18 protein-coding genes are annotated in these 18110 nt (G+C 58.4%); 10 read left to right on the forward strand and 8 right to left on the reverse strand.

Going from position 1 to position 18110, the window contains the following annotated elements; genetic code table 11:
* Nucleotides 1-1220: 1220 nt before the first annotated feature.
* The 3 genes from HMPREF2757_RS06490 to HMPREF2757_RS06500 are packed head-to-tail and all read right to left on the reverse strand — an operon-like array spanning nucleotide 1221 to nucleotide 3620.
* Nucleotides 1221-2006: an ABC transporter permease gene (locus HMPREF2757_RS06490; RefSeq protein ID WP_226829389.1), complete on the reverse strand. Its 786-nt coding sequence runs from the start codon at nucleotides 2004-2006 to the stop codon at nucleotides 1221-1223.
* The gene (locus HMPREF2757_RS06495) at nucleotides 1972-2724 is read right to left on the reverse strand and encodes an ABC transporter permease (RefSeq protein WP_070574466.1); all 753 of its coding nucleotides are present in this window, start codon (nucleotides 2722-2724) and stop codon (nucleotides 1972-1974) included. The genes HMPREF2757_RS06490 and HMPREF2757_RS06495 overlap by 35 nt, the downstream gene beginning before the upstream one ends.
* On the reverse strand, nucleotides 2721-3620 hold the full coding sequence (locus tag HMPREF2757_RS06500) for an ABC transporter ATP-binding protein (RefSeq protein ID WP_070574468.1): 900 nt from the start codon (nucleotides 3618-3620) through the stop codon (nucleotides 2721-2723). Before HMPREF2757_RS06500 ends, HMPREF2757_RS06495 begins: the two co-directional genes overlap by 4 nt.
* A gap of 132 nt (nucleotides 3621-3752) precedes the next feature.
* Here HMPREF2757_RS06500 and HMPREF2757_RS06505 point away from each other — a divergent pair, with 132 nt between their 5' ends.
* The 3 genes from HMPREF2757_RS06505 (at nucleotide 3753) to HMPREF2757_RS06515 (ending at nucleotide 6606) form a co-directional block, all read left to right on the forward strand.
* On the forward strand, nucleotides 3753-4961 hold the full coding sequence (locus HMPREF2757_RS06505) for a sensor histidine kinase (RefSeq protein ID WP_070574469.1): 1209 nt from the start codon (nucleotides 3753-3755) through the stop codon (nucleotides 4959-4961).
* Entirely contained in the window at nucleotides 4958-5632 is a 675-nt protein-coding gene (locus HMPREF2757_RS06510) for a response regulator transcription factor (protein ID WP_070575280.1), read from the forward strand. The genes HMPREF2757_RS06505 and HMPREF2757_RS06510 overlap by 4 nt, the downstream gene beginning before the upstream one ends.
* Nucleotides 5633-6024: 392 nt before the next feature.
* On the forward strand, nucleotides 6025-6606 hold the full coding sequence (locus HMPREF2757_RS06515) for a TetR/AcrR family transcriptional regulator (RefSeq protein WP_070574471.1): 582 nt from the start codon (nucleotides 6025-6027) through the stop codon (nucleotides 6604-6606).
* A gap of 471 nt (nucleotides 6607-7077) precedes the next feature.
* Here the strand turns inward: HMPREF2757_RS06515 and HMPREF2757_RS11460 are convergent, their stop codons facing one another.
* Nucleotides 7078-7323: an SOS response-associated peptidase family protein gene (locus HMPREF2757_RS11460; RefSeq protein ID WP_083304150.1), complete on the reverse strand. Its 246-nt coding sequence runs from the start codon at nucleotides 7321-7323 to the stop codon at nucleotides 7078-7080.
* Between the two features lie 52 nt (nucleotides 7324-7375).
* Here HMPREF2757_RS11460 and HMPREF2757_RS06520 point away from each other — a divergent pair, with 52 nt between their 5' ends.
* The 7 genes from HMPREF2757_RS06520 to HMPREF2757_RS06550 all read left to right on the forward strand — a co-directional run bounded on the left by HMPREF2757_RS06520 (nucleotide 7376) and on the right by HMPREF2757_RS06550 (nucleotide 13943).
* Nucleotides 7376-7870: a MarR family winged helix-turn-helix transcriptional regulator gene (locus HMPREF2757_RS06520; protein WP_070574473.1), complete on the forward strand. Its 495-nt coding sequence runs from the start codon at nucleotides 7376-7378 to the stop codon at nucleotides 7868-7870.
* 159 nt (nucleotides 7871-8029) lie between these two features.
* Nucleotides 8030-9196 carry an acyl-CoA dehydrogenase family protein gene (locus HMPREF2757_RS06525; RefSeq protein ID WP_070574475.1) on the forward strand — a complete coding sequence of 389 codons (1167 nt, stop codon included), beginning with the start codon at nucleotides 8030-8032 and terminating at the stop codon, nucleotides 9194-9196.
* A gap of 1 nt (nucleotide 9197) precedes the next feature.
* Nucleotides 9198-10238, forward strand: coding sequence for an enoyl-CoA hydratase/isomerase family protein (locus tag HMPREF2757_RS06530; RefSeq protein WP_070574477.1), 1041 nt, complete (start codon nucleotides 9198-9200; stop codon nucleotides 10236-10238).
* The gene (locus tag HMPREF2757_RS06535) at nucleotides 10235-11011 is read left to right on the forward strand and encodes an enoyl-CoA hydratase-related protein (protein ID WP_070574480.1); all 777 of its coding nucleotides are present in this window, start codon (nucleotides 10235-10237) and stop codon (nucleotides 11009-11011) included. The genes HMPREF2757_RS06530 and HMPREF2757_RS06535 overlap by 4 nt, the downstream gene beginning before the upstream one ends.
* Nucleotides 11012-11104: 93 nt before the next feature.
* Nucleotides 11105-12091, forward strand: coding sequence for an NAD(P)H-dependent flavin oxidoreductase (locus tag HMPREF2757_RS06540; protein ID WP_070574482.1), 987 nt, complete (start codon nucleotides 11105-11107; stop codon nucleotides 12089-12091).
* A 91-nt stretch (nucleotides 12092-12182) separates the two neighbouring features.
* The gene (locus tag HMPREF2757_RS06545; protein WP_070574484.1) at nucleotides 12183-12983 is read left to right on the forward strand and encodes a nitrilase-related carbon-nitrogen hydrolase; all 801 of its coding nucleotides are present in this window, start codon (nucleotides 12183-12185) and stop codon (nucleotides 12981-12983) included.
* A 165-nt stretch (nucleotides 12984-13148) separates the two neighbouring features.
* Nucleotides 13149-13943: an SDR family NAD(P)-dependent oxidoreductase gene (locus HMPREF2757_RS06550; protein ID WP_070574486.1), complete on the forward strand. Its 795-nt coding sequence runs from the start codon at nucleotides 13149-13151 to the stop codon at nucleotides 13941-13943.
* 195 nt (nucleotides 13944-14138) lie between these two features.
* Here the strand turns inward: HMPREF2757_RS06550 and nrdF are convergent, their stop codons facing one another.
* Genes nrdF through nrdH form a run of 4 tightly spaced genes read right to left on the reverse strand, consistent with a single transcriptional unit; the run spans nucleotide 14139 to nucleotide 17943 of the window.
* A complete protein-coding gene (nrdF, locus tag HMPREF2757_RS06555) occupies nucleotides 14139-15119 on the reverse strand; it encodes a class 1b ribonucleoside-diphosphate reductase subunit beta (RefSeq protein WP_176745903.1) in 981 nt (326 codons plus the stop codon).
* Between the two features lie 30 nt (nucleotides 15120-15149).
* On the reverse strand, nucleotides 15150-17276 hold the full coding sequence (nrdE, locus tag HMPREF2757_RS06560; RefSeq protein WP_370919392.1) for a class 1b ribonucleoside-diphosphate reductase subunit alpha: 2127 nt from the start codon (nucleotides 17274-17276) through the stop codon (nucleotides 15150-15152).
* 5 nt (nucleotides 17277-17281) lie between these two features.
* Nucleotides 17282-17695 carry a class Ib ribonucleoside-diphosphate reductase assembly flavoprotein NrdI gene (gene nrdI / locus HMPREF2757_RS06565; RefSeq protein WP_070574490.1) on the reverse strand — a complete coding sequence of 138 codons (414 nt, stop codon included), beginning with the start codon at nucleotides 17693-17695 and terminating at the stop codon, nucleotides 17282-17284.
* A 2-nt stretch (nucleotides 17696-17697) separates the two neighbouring features.
* Entirely contained in the window at nucleotides 17698-17943 is a 246-nt protein-coding gene (gene nrdH, locus HMPREF2757_RS06570; RefSeq protein WP_070574492.1) for a glutaredoxin-like protein NrdH, read from the reverse strand.
* Nucleotides 17944-18110 lie beyond the last annotated feature (167 nt).

Below are 18110 nucleotides of genomic sequence, written 5' to 3' on the forward strand. Positions count from 1 at the left end.
CAAAGAACAGACACACAAAGAATCCACACCCACAAACGCAGGCACATCATCAAAAGTGAAAGTCTTACGCTCGGAATGTGAGCGCTTGGCTATCTTAGCCTGAAGTTCATCTGCTTGCAAATCTCTGATCTGCTGCAGTTAATCTTCGCCTGTGCCGTTTCGCTTTCGCGTCCTGGCAACGAGATATAACTTTAGACTGCAGCCAACCAGCTTTGCAAGCCGGTATTGCGTGATGTGCACCACCCGCCTTTTGCCGCGGAGGACACCTCGTGTCTTCTCCTCAGCAGACCTCAGCGGCGGCCCGCCCGGCCAGCGCAGGACCTCAGCCCATCCAGCCCTCACACGGGCTGAGCGCGACTGGGCCGGACATTGACATCCCGCACTGTGACACGAAACCACGACCTCGACGCGCGAGGACTGCCAAGAAAGGCAGTACCTCAAGAGATTGGATCTTCTCGACGGGTTCTATCGCCAGCACTGGCATATCAACGTCCCCCAGCTCATGGGGACCGTCGAATGGCCGGGCCGCGGGTCGATGGATTGCCAGTTTGTTCGGTCGCTGCGGTCGTGGCGAGCTTCTGCCGGCATTATTGAAGCTGCGGAGTTGAAAACCATCTCATGGAACCCAGGAGCTGGGACCCGGCCACGATGGCAAGAGTCGACCTAACACGGTTAGTTCGAACTTCGAGTTCAGCAGGGGGACCCGACACCTTGGGTGTTTCGTCTCCTACGCAACTGTGGTGATTTGGACTAACACTTCGACGTACCGTATCTGGCTACCACCCAGGTAACGTAAACAATGACAGTGCATCGAAGACCATCACAGCTACGCCTGATCCGACAAACAACAGTGCAGCGACCGCGACAGTCGTCGACATGCACATGCACAGTCAAACAACGACGACCTTCCCCTCGGACCTTCCTTTCCCGGCACCTCCAACATACTGAAGGGCCCGACGTCGACGGGCGCCCGAAAAGAATCACTCATTTCGCTACTCGCCCACGTCCATGCCTCGCTGACGAACCATTCGGACTACTACATACGGGAATGCCCCGACAGGATGTCGAATGGTGCTGGATCACGTCCAGCAGAGCGCTCCTAGCTCCTGAGTCCTCGATTCACTATGAGTGTGACCTGCGTTTCAGATCACAAGACCGGTAAATTACGTTACACGCTAGGTTGTCAGGCAATTCACGATGCAAAGAGTTGGGTGCTCACCTCAGCGCAGTTTGACAGCGCGAATAAGCGCCACTGTGGCCAGGGAAAACAGAGCAGCGATCGCGACAGCAGTGCCGATCAGTGGCAGCGCTGAACCGACAGTCAGACCACCCGACCCAGCAAGGGCGGTCGAACCAAGGTTGAGTGCCCGGGTGTTTATTCCCTGCGGGAGTACGAAACTCAGCGGTCGAAGCGCAACAGACGTGACGCTGGCTACGCCGATGACGCACCCCAACAAGCAGATAGCGACGGGCGCAGCAAAGGACTTCAGCAACATCGAGAGAAGGGACTGCACTGCAATAAGCGGCAACGCAGCAACCACCGAGATCACTCCGACCAGCACAAACTGCCAAGGGATAGCTCCATCAAGGTCCAGGAAGACCACGCCGGAGACGACAGTCCCGATGACGAGGACGACCTGCATAAATGCAACTGGAACAGTGATTGCCGCGATCTTTGCAACGACCAAAGCTAGGGGTTTTCGTGTGGTGGTCAGCAGCAGGTTCCAGTTTGTTCCGCGGTGTTCCATCCTCCAGGCCGTTGCTGCGAGTAGCGCAATGCCCATTGAATAGAACAACAAGCCGTAGAACAGGGTGACTTGGGAGGTAAACGATTGCCACCCGGTGTCAAGAGTCTCAGTGTTGTTGGCCAAATTGATTGTGCCCGTGACTACGGCTAATACTGGCAAGATCAGAGCGATGAGCCATGTGGTCGAACGCTTAAGTTTTAGAAGTTCAGCTCGAAACACTGGTTTACCTCTCAATTCGGTTGAGTCGATGAGTAACAACAGCAAATGCCAGAGCAACGATGAGCAGGAATCCGACGACCCACCCGTACTCCGGCGTGATGTATGCAACACTGCCCCCGCGTTGTCCAGCGTGTGAAATCATTGCGTAGTACCCCCACGGGATGAAGCGCGCGATGGGGCCCGGCATGAGAAAGGTAAAAGCAGCGAGAAATGCGCCCAGCATTCCAATACCCACGCTGATCAACTGGTTCTCAACGACTGCTGCCAGCCAAATATGTATTGCCAGGAAGCCGACGTCGACGAAGAACAGCAGCAGGGTGTACCCCACCCAGGGCCCTGGCTCAAGGGGTGCCCGGATACCCGCGAGCAATCCGATTCCGATGACGAGCAAAGTCTGAATCGCGACTGCCGGCACTAATACGATGCTTAAAGTTATTAGCTTGGCTTGACATAGCCTGCCAGGTGAGTATCCGGCGGTCGATGCGAGCGTCCATCCCACACCGGAGTGTTCGATGTCGGTTTGCCGACTCGCGATTACTGAGATCAAGATTGGTGACGTCATTGCAGACATCAACGTGTATGTCGTCAAGAGTCCCGCCCACGGCATGGAATCTGGATCGTTCAAGGTTTCCTGGGTGCTTCCCGAAAAGAGGGAGAAGCTCGATAGCACAGCGACAGCTACAACGAGGATAGCCACGGTCGGAGCTGTCCGCAGTCGGCGCATCTTGTGAAATTCCAACACCATTGCGAGCTTCACAGCAAACCCTCGCGTCCAGTGAGGTCCATGAACACGTCTTCCAGGCTCTGCTGTACTCGACGAACCTCAAAGATGGGCACGTTAGCTACAGCCAGACGGTGAATCATTTCGGCAGTCTCTGTCTTATTGATGCCGCTGACTACTACCCCGCCTTGAGTCTTGGTTGCGTCAACGCCTTGTGCCAAGACAGCTTCAGGGTCGGGAGTTTCAATGATGAGGTCGGGTAGCGAATGCTCGAAAAGCGTTTCGCGAGTGCCTTGAAAGATCATCCGCCCTTGAGAAAGAATCCCAAGCACATTCGCCATCTTGTCTATTTCGTCGAGGAGATGGCTAGATACCATCACTGTGATTCCCTCGTGGGCCAGATGCACGAGCAAGTTTCGAATTTCCTCGATGCCGGCGGGATCAAGGCCGTTGGTCGGTTCGTCGAGGACAAGTAGGGACGGGCCCCTCGCGATGGCCATCGCAATGCCGAGCCGTTGTTTCATGCCCAATGAGTAGTTGCGAACGAGTTTTGTGCGGTGCTCCGTTAGCCGAACCGTCGACAGCGCATAGTCGATCTGTGCATTCGACAGGCCAAGCATGTCGCGCACAATCCGCATGTTTTCCTCCCCGGAGAGATGGCCGTACCCCGGTGGAGCTTCGATCATGGATCCGATTGCCGGTAACAGCTCGGTTCTGCTCGTAGGATTGAGTTCGCGCCCGAAGAGTTCTATCTCTCCATGCGTCGGTGATGTCAGACCAAGCAACATTCTCATGGTGGTCGATTTGCCTGAACCGTTTGGCCCCAAAAAGCCGTACACCGAGCCTTCTGGTACGTTCAGGTCGAGAGCGTCGACCGCCGTGTGGTTCTTGAATGTCTTTGTCAAAGCATGCGTCTTGATTACTGCTGTCATAATGGTCCTTCCAGAGTCAGCATGGTTCTATCGTCTCCAGAGCTGCACCATGACGAAACATCCCCTGGGACCATCTTGGAGGCATACTCCGGTATCCCACTGCCAAGCATCCGCCCCGGTAGGGTTAGCACTATGATGCCCACGATCGAGTCATCGTTCGCACGACTCCGCTCGCAGCTCTCGCAGTTGCCGAACGTTGCCCTCGCCTTAGCCATCCTGGTGGCCGCGTTGTTGAGCCGACCCGCGCCACCCACGGGAACGATCCAAGCGTTTCATTGGGCAATCACAGCGCTATGCGTCATTCTTGCCACGTTCAGAAATGCGGTGCCGCTCGTTTCGGTCGTAGGCTTCGCAGTGGCTGGGGCCGCACATGTCCTCGCTACCCATAAGCTCAGCCTTCTGACTATCGCACTCGCATTGTCTGTGGCATATGGTTCACAAACACAGGTCAAATCGTCGTGGCGGTGGCTCAGCCTTGTTGCTCTGCTGGTCGGAACTACGGTCACGATTCTCCTTATCGCAAAAGATTCGGCACTCGAGTCCTGGCTGGATCCACTTATCGCCACCACTATGGCCTGGTCGCTTATCATCGCAGCCGCTCTTGCCGGGCTATTGCGCCAGCGCAATCGGGAACAATTCGATATGGCGATCGAGCGAGCAGAACTGCTTGAAGAACAAAGAAGGGTTGAGCAGCGGCTCAATACCATCGAAGAACGGGCGAACATGGCGCGAGAAATCCATGATGTCCTAGGGCATTCGCTCAGCGTTGTTGCGGTTCAGGCGGAAGGAGCCAGATATATCCTTGAATCCGATCCAAACGGCGCCGATAGGCTGCTCCAAGATATAGGTAATGTCAGTCGAGAAGCTGTCAGCGAGGTTTCAAGAGTTACCCGCCTGTTGCGTGGACCTACCGGACAGAGCGCGCAGCTGGTCGACAAGCCTCCACCTCCGCAACTCAGCGATTTGGAAGGTTTTGTATCGTCGGTCCGATCCACGAATCCGTCTGTAGAACTACAAATCCTTGGAAACATCGACGATGTGCCAGCTCAAATAAGCGGTGCCGCTTACCGTATCGTCCAGGAATCTTGTGTCAACGCGTTGAAACATGCACCGGGTGGGAGTGTAACGATTAGAGTACAGATCGAAGCAAGTAGGATCATGTTGCACATATGCAACACTGCCGGTAGCGCAGTGCGAGAAAGGACTACCGTCGGAACCGGAACCGGGATCGTCGGAATGAAAGAAACAGCTCTTGCTTTTGACGGCACCCTCACAGCAGGTGCGGACGCAACCACTGGCGAGTGGCATGTCAAGAGTGAACTGTTTTGGAGCAGGTCATGATTACTCTCGGTCTCGTCGATGATGAACCCCTTTTCAGTGCTGGGTTGGCCCTAATTCTCAACGGTCAAACAGGCATGGATGTCTCGTGGCAGGCACAAGATGGACAAGAGGCGATCGACCGTCAGCGGAATACTCCGGTGGATGTGATTTTGCTAGATATACAAATGCCTATCTTTGATGGAATCCAAACAACCAAGAAACTGCTGGAAGTGAACTCCGCAGTGAAGATTGCAATTCTGACGACCTTTGATTCCGACAATAACGTGATCAAGGCTATAGACAACGGCGCATCTGGTTTCTTGATGAAGAACACTCCGCCTGACGAACTAGTCGAAGCCGTTCGTGTGATCCACCGCGGCGAGTCGGTCATCTCCCCTGGCCCCACCGCAAAACTGTTCGACCGTATACGTCAAATGGATAATGATCGCTTCGATCCAGCACACGCTGGCACCGATCAAATGCAGCTCCGCGACTGCCTTACGCTTAGGGAAACTGAAGTGCTAAAGCTAGTGGCCCACGGACATTCAAACAGAGAAATCTGCGAAGTCCTGTCGCTTTCTATGCCAACTGTTAAGAAGCACATCGGAAACCTCTTCTCCAAGACCCAGGCACGCGATCGCGTCCACCTCGTGTTACTAGCTTTTCGCACTGGGATCGCCGCGCCGATATAGAAGCACCGCTCATCGTGAAGGAATTCGGTACCGAGACCACCCATTCGACCCAAGAGCGTCACAACATGGTCGACGCGAACAGTGTCAAGCGAATGAGCCGCTCATAGTACGGAGCCAGTTCTTGGCTGACTCAGTTCAAAGGCAACTTCGTCGTGGCTTCGTCGACCGACCGCAAGCTGTTGTGCCAGCAGCTGAATCTGGCGAATTTCACTACCGCTGCTGGAACCAGGACCGGAATAGGGTCCAACCGGGAAGAGCACGAATACGACGATGAAGCCCACGACCCTCAGCCTCTTGGAAATTTCTCGCGGGAACGAGCAAGTCCGCGCACCGAGCGAGTCAAGCGCGTAAATTTTAGAATGACACAACGCCACTCGGGCCACATTGTTTAAATGGTTACAGTTCAGAAGGGCCGCCCGTACGCTCGCGGCGTCAGTGACGCGTTGATTACCGCAGCGAAAGAGTTGATGATCACGGAGGGTTATTCGGCCCTCAGCGTTGATAGGCTGACCAAGAAGGCAGGGACGACAAGACCGACATTCTACAGCCCATTTAATGGCATTGCCGACATTGCCCTTACCGTGATCCGGAAAGAATATGGTGTTGGCGCTGAGGTAGACACCGGTTCAATCGCCACAGACATCCTCGCTCTTCAAAACCGCGAAGTTGAGATGCTATCGACGCCACTCGTTCGCAAGAACCTCACGGGTATCCTTGAAGCGATCCGGCAAGACAGTGAATTCGGTGAGCTGTTTGCTGAACAATTTGTCAAACCTCGAAGAAGAAATGTCCACCGAGTCCCGTCGCTTGCTCAGGCAAGGGGCAAGGCGGTAGGCGAAGTCAGCGCCTCTGACGTGTGTGACGCTCTGCTCGGGCCTTTGTTAGTCCGAGCAGTTCTACCGGGCTCACCCCCCCTGGATGCAGCGATTGCGGAAACATCAACGAGGATGGTTCTTGCTGCTATAACCACGTGAAGACATACACTCTGGACCGGACTTGCACGTTTCCCAGGTGCATGCGGAACGTTGGCGCCTCGTTGAAGGAGCACAGCACGAGTCTGCAGCCGATGACGGAAAATGCAACAACAACTCGACAACCAGAACGATTCGCATCACTGCATTCAGCGGCCCCGCGTCCTAGGAATATCGGCTGACGCGAACCGGGGGTATAAACTCCGCCCCGGCTGGTTGGGGCAGGCGGCCTTCAGAACGAAGGAGTGGTCAGCTTTCTACCCTCTCGTACGTTCTATACGCCCATCTGCATTCTTCTTTCCCTGAGCGCGACCGAAACTCCGGAATAGGGTGCCAAAGTCCGCCTACAAACGACACGCTGGTCAACACGTATCTTACTCTCATCCCCCGTACCGAAGTCATTTCTTGTTCCCCACCTCGTAGCCCTGCAATGAGGTCGAGACCAGGTGCCCATTGGACACCGATGGATTACTCTCAGCGCGGCCAGCCGAATTCAGTCCTTTCCCATGCACAGCAGCTGTTGACCGCAAGAGCGCAACGCCGCTCAGTGAAGGCCATGCGAAACATCGGCTGCGTGTCAACGGGTTCTGATCGTGCATTGCCTGCGCACAAGCAGCTCTTGTCACCCTTGGCCCATCCTGGCGCCAGGACCCAATGCGCCGCTTCCAGCCGCCAGGTCAGCCGTCCGCACATGAGCACATCATCGCGCCGACCCCACATGAGCGCACTGATGTGCGCTCGACCACACAAGCGCTTTAGACTCAGCCCGACTATGGCTGAGAAATTCGACCCGATTCGTGAAGCGCGCCGGCAGTGGCTGGCTCACGGCTACGCAGAAGCGGCCGACGGGATGACGCTGACTACCAGCATCATGCGCTCCCAGCAGCTGCTCATGGCACGCATCGACCGTGCACTGCGGCCGCTGAAGCTGACATTCGCCCGCTACGAGCTTTTGACCCTTCTGCGCTTCAGCAGTCACGGTGAACTCCCGATGTCAGTGGTCTCCCGACGGCTTCAGGTGCATCCAACCTCGACAACAAACGCCGTCGACCGCTTAGAGCGGGCCGGCCTAGTCGAGCGCGCGCCGCATCCGCAAGACGGGCGATCCACAATCGTCCGACTGACCGATGCGGGCTGCGAACTGTCCCTTGCCGCAACAGAAGCCCTCAACCGCGAGGTATTCAGCCACCCGGGGATTGAAGGAAAGCGTCTGGATCAGCTGCTGCAGCTTCTGGCCGAACACCGAGGGGCGCTGGCAGAGGAATGACACCCGCGGGCGACGCCTCGCCCCTCCCACCACCTCGTGCACTGAATATTCACTTCCCCGCCAGGAGACCAACACCGGCGCGCGTGACGAAAAGGTGTGACACCGACTACACTGACGGCGACTTTGTTTGACGTCCTACTAAATTTTGGAGGCAACCACATGGCACGTAGCACCGCGGCTTCTCTGCCCTTCGGGCTGAGCGATGACCAGCTCGAACTGGCGAACATGTGCCGCGAGTTCGCGGACGAACAGCTGGCACCGCACGCTCTCGAATGGGATGCGAATTCGCACTTCCCCGTCGACGTCATCAAGTCGACCGCAGACCTGGGAATGGGAGGCATCTACATCGACGAAGACTTAGGCGGCTCGGGCCTGGGACGAATGGATGCGGCCCTCATCTTCGAGAACCTGTCGACCGGCTGCCCCGCTGTGGCTTCGTACATCTCGATTCACAACATGGTCGCCTCGGTCATCGAGCGCTTCGGCAACCAAGACCAGCATGAGCGCTACCTGTCAAAGCTCGTGACGTTTGAAAACCTCGCCAGCTACTGCCTGACCGAACCGAACGCCGGTTCTGACGCAGCCGGCCTGCGCACCTCGGCCCGCCGCGATGGCGATCACTACATCCTCAACGGCGTCAAGCAGTTCATTTCGGGTGCCGGTGCATCGGATGTCTACCTGGTCATGGCCCGCACCGGCCAGGACGGCGCCCGCGGAATCTCGGCCTTCATCCTCGAAAAGGGCATGGAAGGGCTGGATTTCGGACCCGACGAAATCAAGATGGGCTGGCACGCACAGCCCACCCGCCAGGTCATCATGGAAAACGTGCGCGTTCCCGTGGAAAACCTGGTCGGCGAAGAAGGCGAAGGCTTCAAAGCCGCTATGAGCGGTCTGGACGGCGGGCGCCTCAACATCGGCGCCGCGTCTCTCGGCGGCGGCCAGTCGGCACTGGAAAAGGCAGTGCAGTACCTGGGTGAACGCCAGGCATTCGGTCAAGACCTCAACCAGTTCCAAGCGCTGCGCTTTGAAGTCGCCCAAATGCAGGCAGACCTCGAAGCCGCCCGTTCGCTCCTGTGGCGCGCCGCCCAGGCCTACGACGCCAAACACGAAAACACGACCCTGCTGTCAGCAATGGCGAAGCTCAAAGCGACCGACACCGGCTTCGACGTTGCCAACCGCGCCCTGCAGCTGTTCGGCGGCTACGGCTACCTCCACGAGTACGGTGTGGAGAAGCTGGTCCGCGACCTGCGCGTCCACCAGATTCTCGAAGGAACAAACGAAATCATGCGCGTCATCATTTCGCGCAAGAGCACAGGAGTTGCATAAGTTGAGTGAAGAAACGCCCGTCGTCCTCAGCGCCGAAGGCGGCTTGGGACGCATTGAACTGAACAAGCCGCGTGCAATCAACGCCCTGAACCAGGAAATGGTCGACATCGTCAACGAGGCCCTGGTCAAGTGGCAGGACGACGATTCAATCAAGGCTGTACTCGTCACCGGCCGCGGTGAGCGCGGGCTGTGCGCAGGCGGCGACATCAAGGCCATCCACGCATCGCTGATCGACGGCACTGACGTGAACCTGCGGTTCTTCGGCGAAGAGTACGTGATGAACGACCGGATCGCCCGCTTCCCCAAGCCCTATGTGGCTTTCATGAACGGCATCACGATGGGCGGCGGCGTTGGAATCTCGGTGCACGGTTCACACCGCGTCGTCACCGACAGCACCAAGATCGGCATGCCCGAGACCACGATCGGTCTGTTCCCGGATGTCGGCGGCACCTACCTGCTCTCCCGGGCTCCCGGCGCGGTCGGCATGTACCTGGGCCTGACTGGCCTGCCGGTCGGCGCAGGCACCGCGCTGGCCGCGGGTCTTGCCGACTACTACATCGAGGACGCCAAACTCGAAAAGGTCGCGGCAGAACTGGGCAAACGCCCGGCAGAAGCCGAAGCTGTTCTCAAGGAGTTCGCCGCAGAAGCTCCCGCGGATGAACTCGATGAGCACCGCGAAGCCATTGACCACGCCTTTTCGGCCGACTCAGTCGAGGAGATCCTCGAGCGTCTGCGCGGACTCGGCACCGAGTGGGGCACCAAAATGGCTGACCTCATTGAAACGAAATCGCCGCTGAGCCTGAAGGTGACGTTCGAATCGATTCGCACCGCCGGCGACATGAGCCTCGAAGAGGTTCTGGAGCGCGACCTGCGCACCGGAATCAACCTCGGCAAACACAATGACCTGACCGAAGGCATCCGTGCCCAGGTCATCGACAAGGACCGCAACCCGCAGTGGAAGCCGGCCACCCTGGAAGAAGTCAGCAGTGAACTCGTCCAGGAAGTCCTGACAGAACCCGCAGCACGAAAGGTTTTCCAGTGACCCAGTACGAAACCATCAAGGTCGACATTTCGGACAAGATCGGCACAATCACCCTGGCTCCGGGCCCCATGAACCCGCTGAGCTCAAAAGTCATGAAAGACGTCACGGCAGCGCTTGCCGAATTCGACGCCTCTGACGATGTGCGCGCAATCATCATCACCGGTGACGGCGACAAGGCGTTCGCCGCCGGTGCTGACATCAAGGAAATGGCTTCGCTTGAATTTGCCGAAGCCTACCGCGAAGACTTCTTCGTCGGCTGGAACCGCCTACGTGAAGTCCGCAAGCCGATCATCGCCGCCGTCAACGGCTACGCGCTCGGCGGCGGCTGCGAACTGGCGATGATGTGTGACTTCATCATCGCCTCCGACCGTGCTCAGTTCGGCCAGCCGGAGATCAACCTGGGCGTGCTGCCCGGCATGGGCGGATCCCAGCGCCTGACCCGCGCCATCGGCAAAGCAAAGGCTATGGACCTGTGCCTGACCGGCCGTTTCATCAAAGCTGACGAAGCTTTGGAGTCCAACCTCGTGGCACGCGTTGTACCGCATGAGGAGCTCATGGACACCGCCCGTGAAGCCGCCGGCGTCATCGCCTCGAAGTCGCTCATTGCATCGGCAATGGTGAAGGAAGCCGTCAACGCGGCCTTCGAGACTACCCTCGACCAGGGTCTGCTGTACGAACGTCGGCTGTTCCACTCCTCGCTGGCCACAGAAGACCAGAAGGAAGGCATGGGCGCTTTTGTCGAGAAGCGCAAGCCCGAATTCAAGGACCGCTGATCAGCTTGCCGTGACCAGTATGCGAACGCCCCGCCCACCGGCGGGGCGTTCGTCGTCTAAAGTGATGTCGGACACTCGAACCGAAGGAGCTTCATGACCGTCGAACGCACCGAACTTCCCGAACAGCTGCGCACTGATCTGCGCCTGCCAGTTGTGGCTTCGCCCATGTTCATCGCATCGGGCCCCGAACTCGTCAAAGCCCAGTGCCAGGCAGGAATCATCGGCGCCTTCCCCACCCTGAACGCCCGTCCACAGGAAGCACTGTCGGACTGGTTTGACGAGATCAGCGAATCCAATGCCGAATTCGCGAAGAACAACCCCGGCACGCCCGTGGGCCCGTTTGCCGCGAACCTCATCGTACACCGCTCCAATGACCGTATTGAGCACGACCTCGGCGTTGTTGTGGACCACAAGGTCCCGATTGTCATCACGTCACTCGGTGCGCGCGAAGACGTCTACGAGGCCGTCCATTCCTACGGCGGCATTGTGCTGCACGATGTGATCAACAACCGCTTTGCCCACAAGGCCATTGAGAAGGGCGCGGACGGCCTGGTTGCTGTCTCCGCCGGTGCCGGGGGCCATGCCGGTGCGCTTTCGCCGTTTGCGCTCATCCGCGAGATCCGCGAATGGTTCGGCGGCCCCCTGCTGCTGTCGGGAAGCATTGCCCACGGCACCTCGGTTCTGGCCGCACAGGCCGCCGGAGCGGATTTCGCCTATGTCGGTTCGGCCTTCTTGGCCTGCCCCGAAGCGAATGTCGTTGAGGGATACCGCGACATGATTGTGTCTTCTGGCGCAAGCGACGTTGTGTATTCGAATCTGTTTACGGGAGTGCACGGCAATTATCTGCGCGGCTCAATTGAGGCCGCCGGCATGGACCCGGACAATCTGCCCGAATCCGATCCTTCGAAGATGAACTTCGGCAGCGGCGGGTCGTCGAAGTCGAAAGCCTGGAAGGACATTTGGGGTTCGGGCCAGGGCATTGGTGCGGTGCGCGAGAAGCTGCCGGTCGCCGCGCTCGTGGATCGTCTCGAAGGCGAGTATCGGGCCGCCGTCGAGGATCTGCGCGGCCGGATCTTCTGAGGCTGCGCTGTGGGGAACTCACTTTCCCTCGCGCACGAGGTGGAGGTCGGCGGGTCTGTCGCCTCCGCCTCGGCGGCGGTACGGTGAGCGTATGAAGATTGCGCTTGCACAGATCAATACGACTCCTGATGTTTCGGCCAATGTGAGCAAGGTCGAAGACTATGTGCGTTCGGCCGCTGAGGCAGGAGCTGTCCTGGTGCAGTTTCCGGAGGCCACAATGCGGTCGTTCGGCCCGGGGCTGCGGGAGGACACGCGAGCGCACGCGGCTGACTGGCAGGAGCGGATGCAGGCGCTTGCGGATGAGCACGGACTGACGATTGTGACCGGAGAGTTCTTCGCGCACGGGGCCCGAGTGGTCAATCAGCTGGCGGTCTACTCCCCCGCTGGTCAGCGCGTGGCGTACGAAAAGATCCACCTGTACGACGCTTTTGGGTTCCGTGAGTCCGACACGGTGGAACCGGGCAGTGACATTGTCACCGTCGATGTCGACGGGGTGGCCGTCGGCCTTGCCATCTGCTACGACATTCGCTTCCCGAAGCTGTTTGCGGAGCTTTCCCGCGCGGGTGCGAAGCTGACGCTGGTGTCCGCCTCTTGGGGTGCGGGCCCGGGCAAGCTCTACCAGTGGGACCTTTTGGCGCGGGTGCGGGCACTGGATTCCAACATGATCGTCTCCGCGGTAGATCAGGCGGACCCGGAAGTCTCCGGTGTTCAGGTGCCTGCAGACGCGCCGACGGGTGTGGGCGGTTCGCTCGTCGTTGACCCGTTCGGTGAGCTGATCGCGCAGGATGACGGGCAGGGTGAGCAGCTGGTTGTCGCCGACATTGATTTCGCAGTCGTCGACAAAGCCAAAGCAGCGCTTCCGGTTCTCGAAAACGCGCGTCTGGGCTACTGACGTCGCCTGCCAGGATCAGGGCCTCCCGACGGCTAAACGGGTGTGGTCTGCGCACTGGATTTTCAGCTGCCATTTGCCTGTAGACGATTAGATTAGAGCCGACGGCAGACCGCCGTTGTAACGCATACCGCCCGAAGCTCACCGGGCGGAGGAAGGCGAAAGTCTATGACCCGCACCTATGTTGTCACCGGCTCAGCGTCGGGTATCGGCGCCGCAACCGTCGAGATTCTGCGCAAACGCGGTGACCGCGTTGTCGGAATCGACCTGAAGAACGCTGATATTGAGGCTGACCTGTCCACTCCGGAGGGCCGCTCGCAGGCTGCCGCTTCCGCTGTTGAACTTGCCGGTGGGACAGTTGACGCTGTCATCGCCTCTGCCGGTATTGCCGCTCCTATTCCTAAGACCGTGTCGGTGAACTACTTCGGCGTTGTTGAGCTTCTGGAAGCTCTGCTACCTGCGCTGAAGAAGTCGGAGGCTCCTCGGGTTGCTGTTGTTTCGTCCATGGCGTCACTGCAGCCGAACGATCCCGCCATGGTCGAGGCGATGCTCGCCGGCGACGAAGCCAAGGCCCTTGAGATCGCTGAGAGTCACCTGTCGGATGACCCGATGACCGGCTATGTTTCCTACCCCTCTTCCAAGCGCGCTCTGTCGCGCTGGATCCGCCGCGTCTCGATTTCCGACGAATGGGCTGGCGCCGGTATTCCGGTCAACGCGATTGCCCCGGGCACGGTGCTGACTCCCATGACGGAAGAGCTTCTGTCCACTCCCGAAATGACGGCGTATGTCGACCAGCAGGTTCCCATGCCGCTGAACTACCACCAGCCGCCGGAGTCTGTGGCTGACGCGCTCATCTGGATTACGGAACCTGCCAACACCCACATGGCCGGACAGACCATCTACGTGGATGGCGGTGCAGAAGTTTCGCTGCGCGGCGAAGACGTCTGGGCCTGGAACGACTGAGGTCACCGGCCCTTTGACTGAGGCTGCTGCTCGCAGCCGACCGAAGCTAAACAGCAGCGGTCACTCGCTGAAGTCGGGCGCCAGCTCCGGTACTACGACTTCCCGGCGAAAGAGCACCGCTCAAAGACAGCGGCCCGGAACTGTTCTGAACAGTTCCGGGCCGCTGCTATACGAGCCGATGTGTGTGGACGTGGCTCAGAAGTCCCAGTCGTCGTCTTCGGTGGATTCGGCCTTGCCGATGACGTAGCTGGAGCCGCTGCCGGAGAAGAAGTCGTGGTTTTCGTCCGCGTTCGGGTTGAGCGAAGACAGAATAGCCGGGTTCACATCCGTGACTTCGGCCGGGAACATGGCCTCATACCCCAGGTTCATGAGCGCCTTGTTCGCGTTGTAGTTGAGGAACTTCTTCACGTCCTCAGCCAAGCCCACCCGGTCGTAGATCAGGTGGGTGTAGGCGACTTCGTTTTCGTACAGATCGAACAGAACTTCGTAGGTGAAGTCCTTGAGCTCCTGGCGGCGCTGCTCGGATTCGCTCTTGAGGTTCTGCTGGTACTTGTACCCGATGTAGTAGCCGTGCACCGCCTCGTCGCGAATAATCAGCCGAATGAGGTCGGCGGTGTTCGTCAGCTTCGCGCGTGATGACCAGTACAGCGGCAGGTAGAAGCCCGAATAGAACATGAACGATTCCAGAAGCGTGGAAGCGATCTTGCGCTTCTGCGGGTCATCCCCGTGGTACAGGTCGGTGACGACCTTCGCCTTCTTCTGCAGGGTCGGCTCTTCTTTTGCCCACCGGAAGACTTCGTCAATCTGGCGGGTGTTCGACAAGGTCGAGAAGATCGACGAATACGACTTCGCGTGCACCGACTCCATAAAGCAGATGTTGGTGTACACGGCCTCTTCGTGCGGTGTCAGGGCGTCCGGCAGCAGCGAAACCGCACCGATGGTGCCCTGAATGGTGTCCAGCAGAGTCAGCCCTGCAAACACCTGCATGGTCATCCACTTTTCGTCATCGCTGAGCGTGGCCCACGACTGGATGTCATTGGACAGCGGAACCTTTTCCGGCAGCCAGAAGTTCGACGTGAGCCGATCCCACACCTCAAGGTCGATGTCGTCCTCAATGCGGTTCCAGTTGATCGCCTCAGCCCGCTCGGACAGTCCAAAGTCACGTGTCTGTGTCACTGTTGTTCCCTTCTGTTCTCCCGCTGCTAGTCACAGCATGCAGGAAACGCAGCCTTCGACTTCCGTACCGGTCAGCGCCATCTGGCGGATGCGGCTGTAGTAGACCGTTTTGATGCCCTTGGTCCAGGCGTAGATCTGGGCCTTGTTGACATCACGCGTGGTGGCGGTGTCCTTGAAGAACAGCGTCAGCGACAGCCCCTGATCCACGTGCTGGGTGGCTTCGGCGTAGGTGTCGATGATCTTCTCCGGGCCGATTTCGTAGGCATCCTGGAAGTACTCCAGGTTGTCGTTCGTCATGTGCGGTGCCGGGTAGTACACGCGGCCGATCTTGCCTTCCTTGCGGATTTCCACCGGAGCGGCGATCGGGTGAATCGACGATGTTGAGTTGTTGATGTAGGAAATCGAGCCCGTCGGCGGCACAGCCTGCAGGTTCTGGTTGTAGATGCCGTGCTCGGCGACATCGTCGCGCAGCTTGGCCCAGTCGTCCTGGGTGGGAATGTGCACACCGGCTTCTTCGAAGATCTGTGCCACACGCTGCGTGCGCGGAGCCCATTCCTGCTGCGTGTACTTCTCGAAGTACTCACCGGAGGCGTATTTGGAGTCTTCGAAGCCCTCAAAGGCCCGACCGCGTTCTTTGGCGATCTCCATGGATGCGCGCACCGCGTGGAAGGCCACGGTGTAGAAGTACATGCTGGTGAAGTCGAGTCCCTCTTCGGAACCGTAGTGAATCCGCTCGCGGCCCAGGTAGCCGTGCAGGTTCATCTGGCCCAGGCCGATGGCGTGCGACATCGAGTTGCCGCGTTCAATCGAGGGAACCGAAGCGATGTTCGAAGTCTCCGACACGGCGGTCAGGCCGCGGATGGCGACTTCGACGGTCTGCCCGAAGTCTTCGGAGTCCATAGTCGCGGCGATGTTGAGCGAACCGAGGTTGCAGGAGATGTCCTTGCCGATGTGGTTGTAGGTGAGGTCTTCGTTGTAGAGCGAAGCGGAGTTCACCTGCAGGATCTCCGAGCACAGGTTCGACATGGTGATGCGGCCCTTGATGGGGTTGGCACGGTTGACCGTGTCTTCGTACATGATGTACGGATAGCCCGATTCGAACTGGATCTCGGCGAGCGTTTGGAAGAATTCGCGCGCGTTGATCTTGGTTTTCTTGATCCGCGCGTCGTCGACCATTTCGTAGTACTTCTCTGTCACCGAGATTTCGGTGAACGGCACCCCGTAGACGCTTTCGACGTCGTAGGGGCTGAACAGGTACATGGGCTCGTTCTTCTTGGCCAAGTGGAACGTGATGTCCGGAATGACCACACCCAGTGACAGGGTCTTGATGCGGATCTTTTCGTCTGCGTTTTCGCGCTTGGTGTCCAAGAAGCTGTAGATGTCCGGGTGGTGGGCGTTCAAGTACACCGCACCGGCACCTTGGCGGGCGCCCAGCTGGTTGGCGTAGGAGAAGGCGTCTTCGAGCATCTTCATGACGGGAATGACACCCGAGGACTGGTTTTCGATCTTCTTAATGGGTGCGCCGGCTTCGCGGATGTTGGTCATGCAAAAAGCCACACCGCCGCCGCGCTTGGACAGCTGCAGCGCAGAGTTCACCGACCGGCCGATGGACTCCATGTTGTCTTCAATGCGCAGCAGGAAGCAGGAGACCATTTCGCCGCGCTGCTTCTTGCCGGCGTTGAGGAACGTGGGCGTTGCAGGCTGGAAACGACCGGAGATGATTTCATCGACAAGCTGACGGGCAAGCTTTTCGTCACCGCGGGCAAGGAACAGAGCCACCATGACGACGCGGTCTTCGAAACGCTCAAGATAGCGCTTGCCGTCAAAGGTCTTCAGCGTGTAGGACGTGTAGAACTTGAACGCACCGAGGAACGTCTCGAAGCGGAACTTCTTGGCGTATGCGTGCTTGGACAGCTCTGAAATGAAGGCGAACGAGTACTGGTCGAGCACTTCTTTTTCATAGTACTGGTGCTCGATGAGGTAGTTGAGCTTCTCTTCCAGGTCGTGGAAGAAGACGGTGTTGTTGTTGACGTGCTGGAGAAAGAACTGTCGTGCCGCCTGCTTGTCGCGTTCAAACTGAATGCGACCGTCCTGGTCGTACAGGTTGAGCATGGCGTTGAGAGCGTGGTAGTCGAGGTCGGTGTCCTCGCGGATGATGGCTTCTAGGTCGCGGTCTGCGGCTGTCGTTGACACAGCTTGTCCAACCCTTCTTTCACTTTGTCGACGTCCTCCTGCGTTCCGAACATTTCGAAGTTGTAGAGGACGGGAACTTTGGTCTTCTCTGCCACCGTGTAGGCCGCACGGCAGAAGTTGCTGCCGAAGTTCGTGTTTCCAGAGCCGATGACTCCGACGATCTTGTCGCGGTTTTCTTTGACATTGAGGAATTTGATCACCTGCCGCGGCGTGGAGCCGGCGTTGCGTCCGGCTCCGTACGTCGGCGTGATGAGGACGAAGGGTTCGCTGACCAGCGGAGTGTCGTCCTTCGTCAGCAGAGGCAGCCGCACGGCGGGCAGCCCCAGTTTTTCTACAAACCGGTGGGTGTATTCAGAACTACTGGAGTAGTAGACGATCAGCATGATCAGACCGCTGCGGCCTCCGCACTGTCAGTTGCGAGAGCATTGATCTTGTCGGGGCGGAAGCCCGACCAGTGATCGCCGTCGGTCACAACGACGGGAGCCTGCATGTAGCCCATCGCCTTGACAACGTCGAGGGCACCATGGTCCTGGCTGAGGTCAACCGACCGGTACTCCAGACCGCGGACATCCAGGGCGCGGAACGTTGCAGTGCACTGGACGCAGGAGGGTTTGGTGTAAACGGTGATCATGTGGGTCTCCTTCAAGGTGACTCGGATCTCAGGCTGCTGGCCGTCCAAACCGGACGGGTGAGTAACCACAAGATGTTGTGTTCCGATAAGAGACTACGCCCATATCTAGGCTTTTTCGAGCAAATCTCCTGGCGCCGCGCCGCGTCCCACCCAGTGTCAACAAGGGG

The organism is Brevibacterium sp. HMSC063G07 (genome assembly GCF_001810665.1).
Classification (GTDB): domain Bacteria; phylum Actinomycetota; class Actinomycetes; order Actinomycetales; family Brevibacteriaceae; genus Brevibacterium.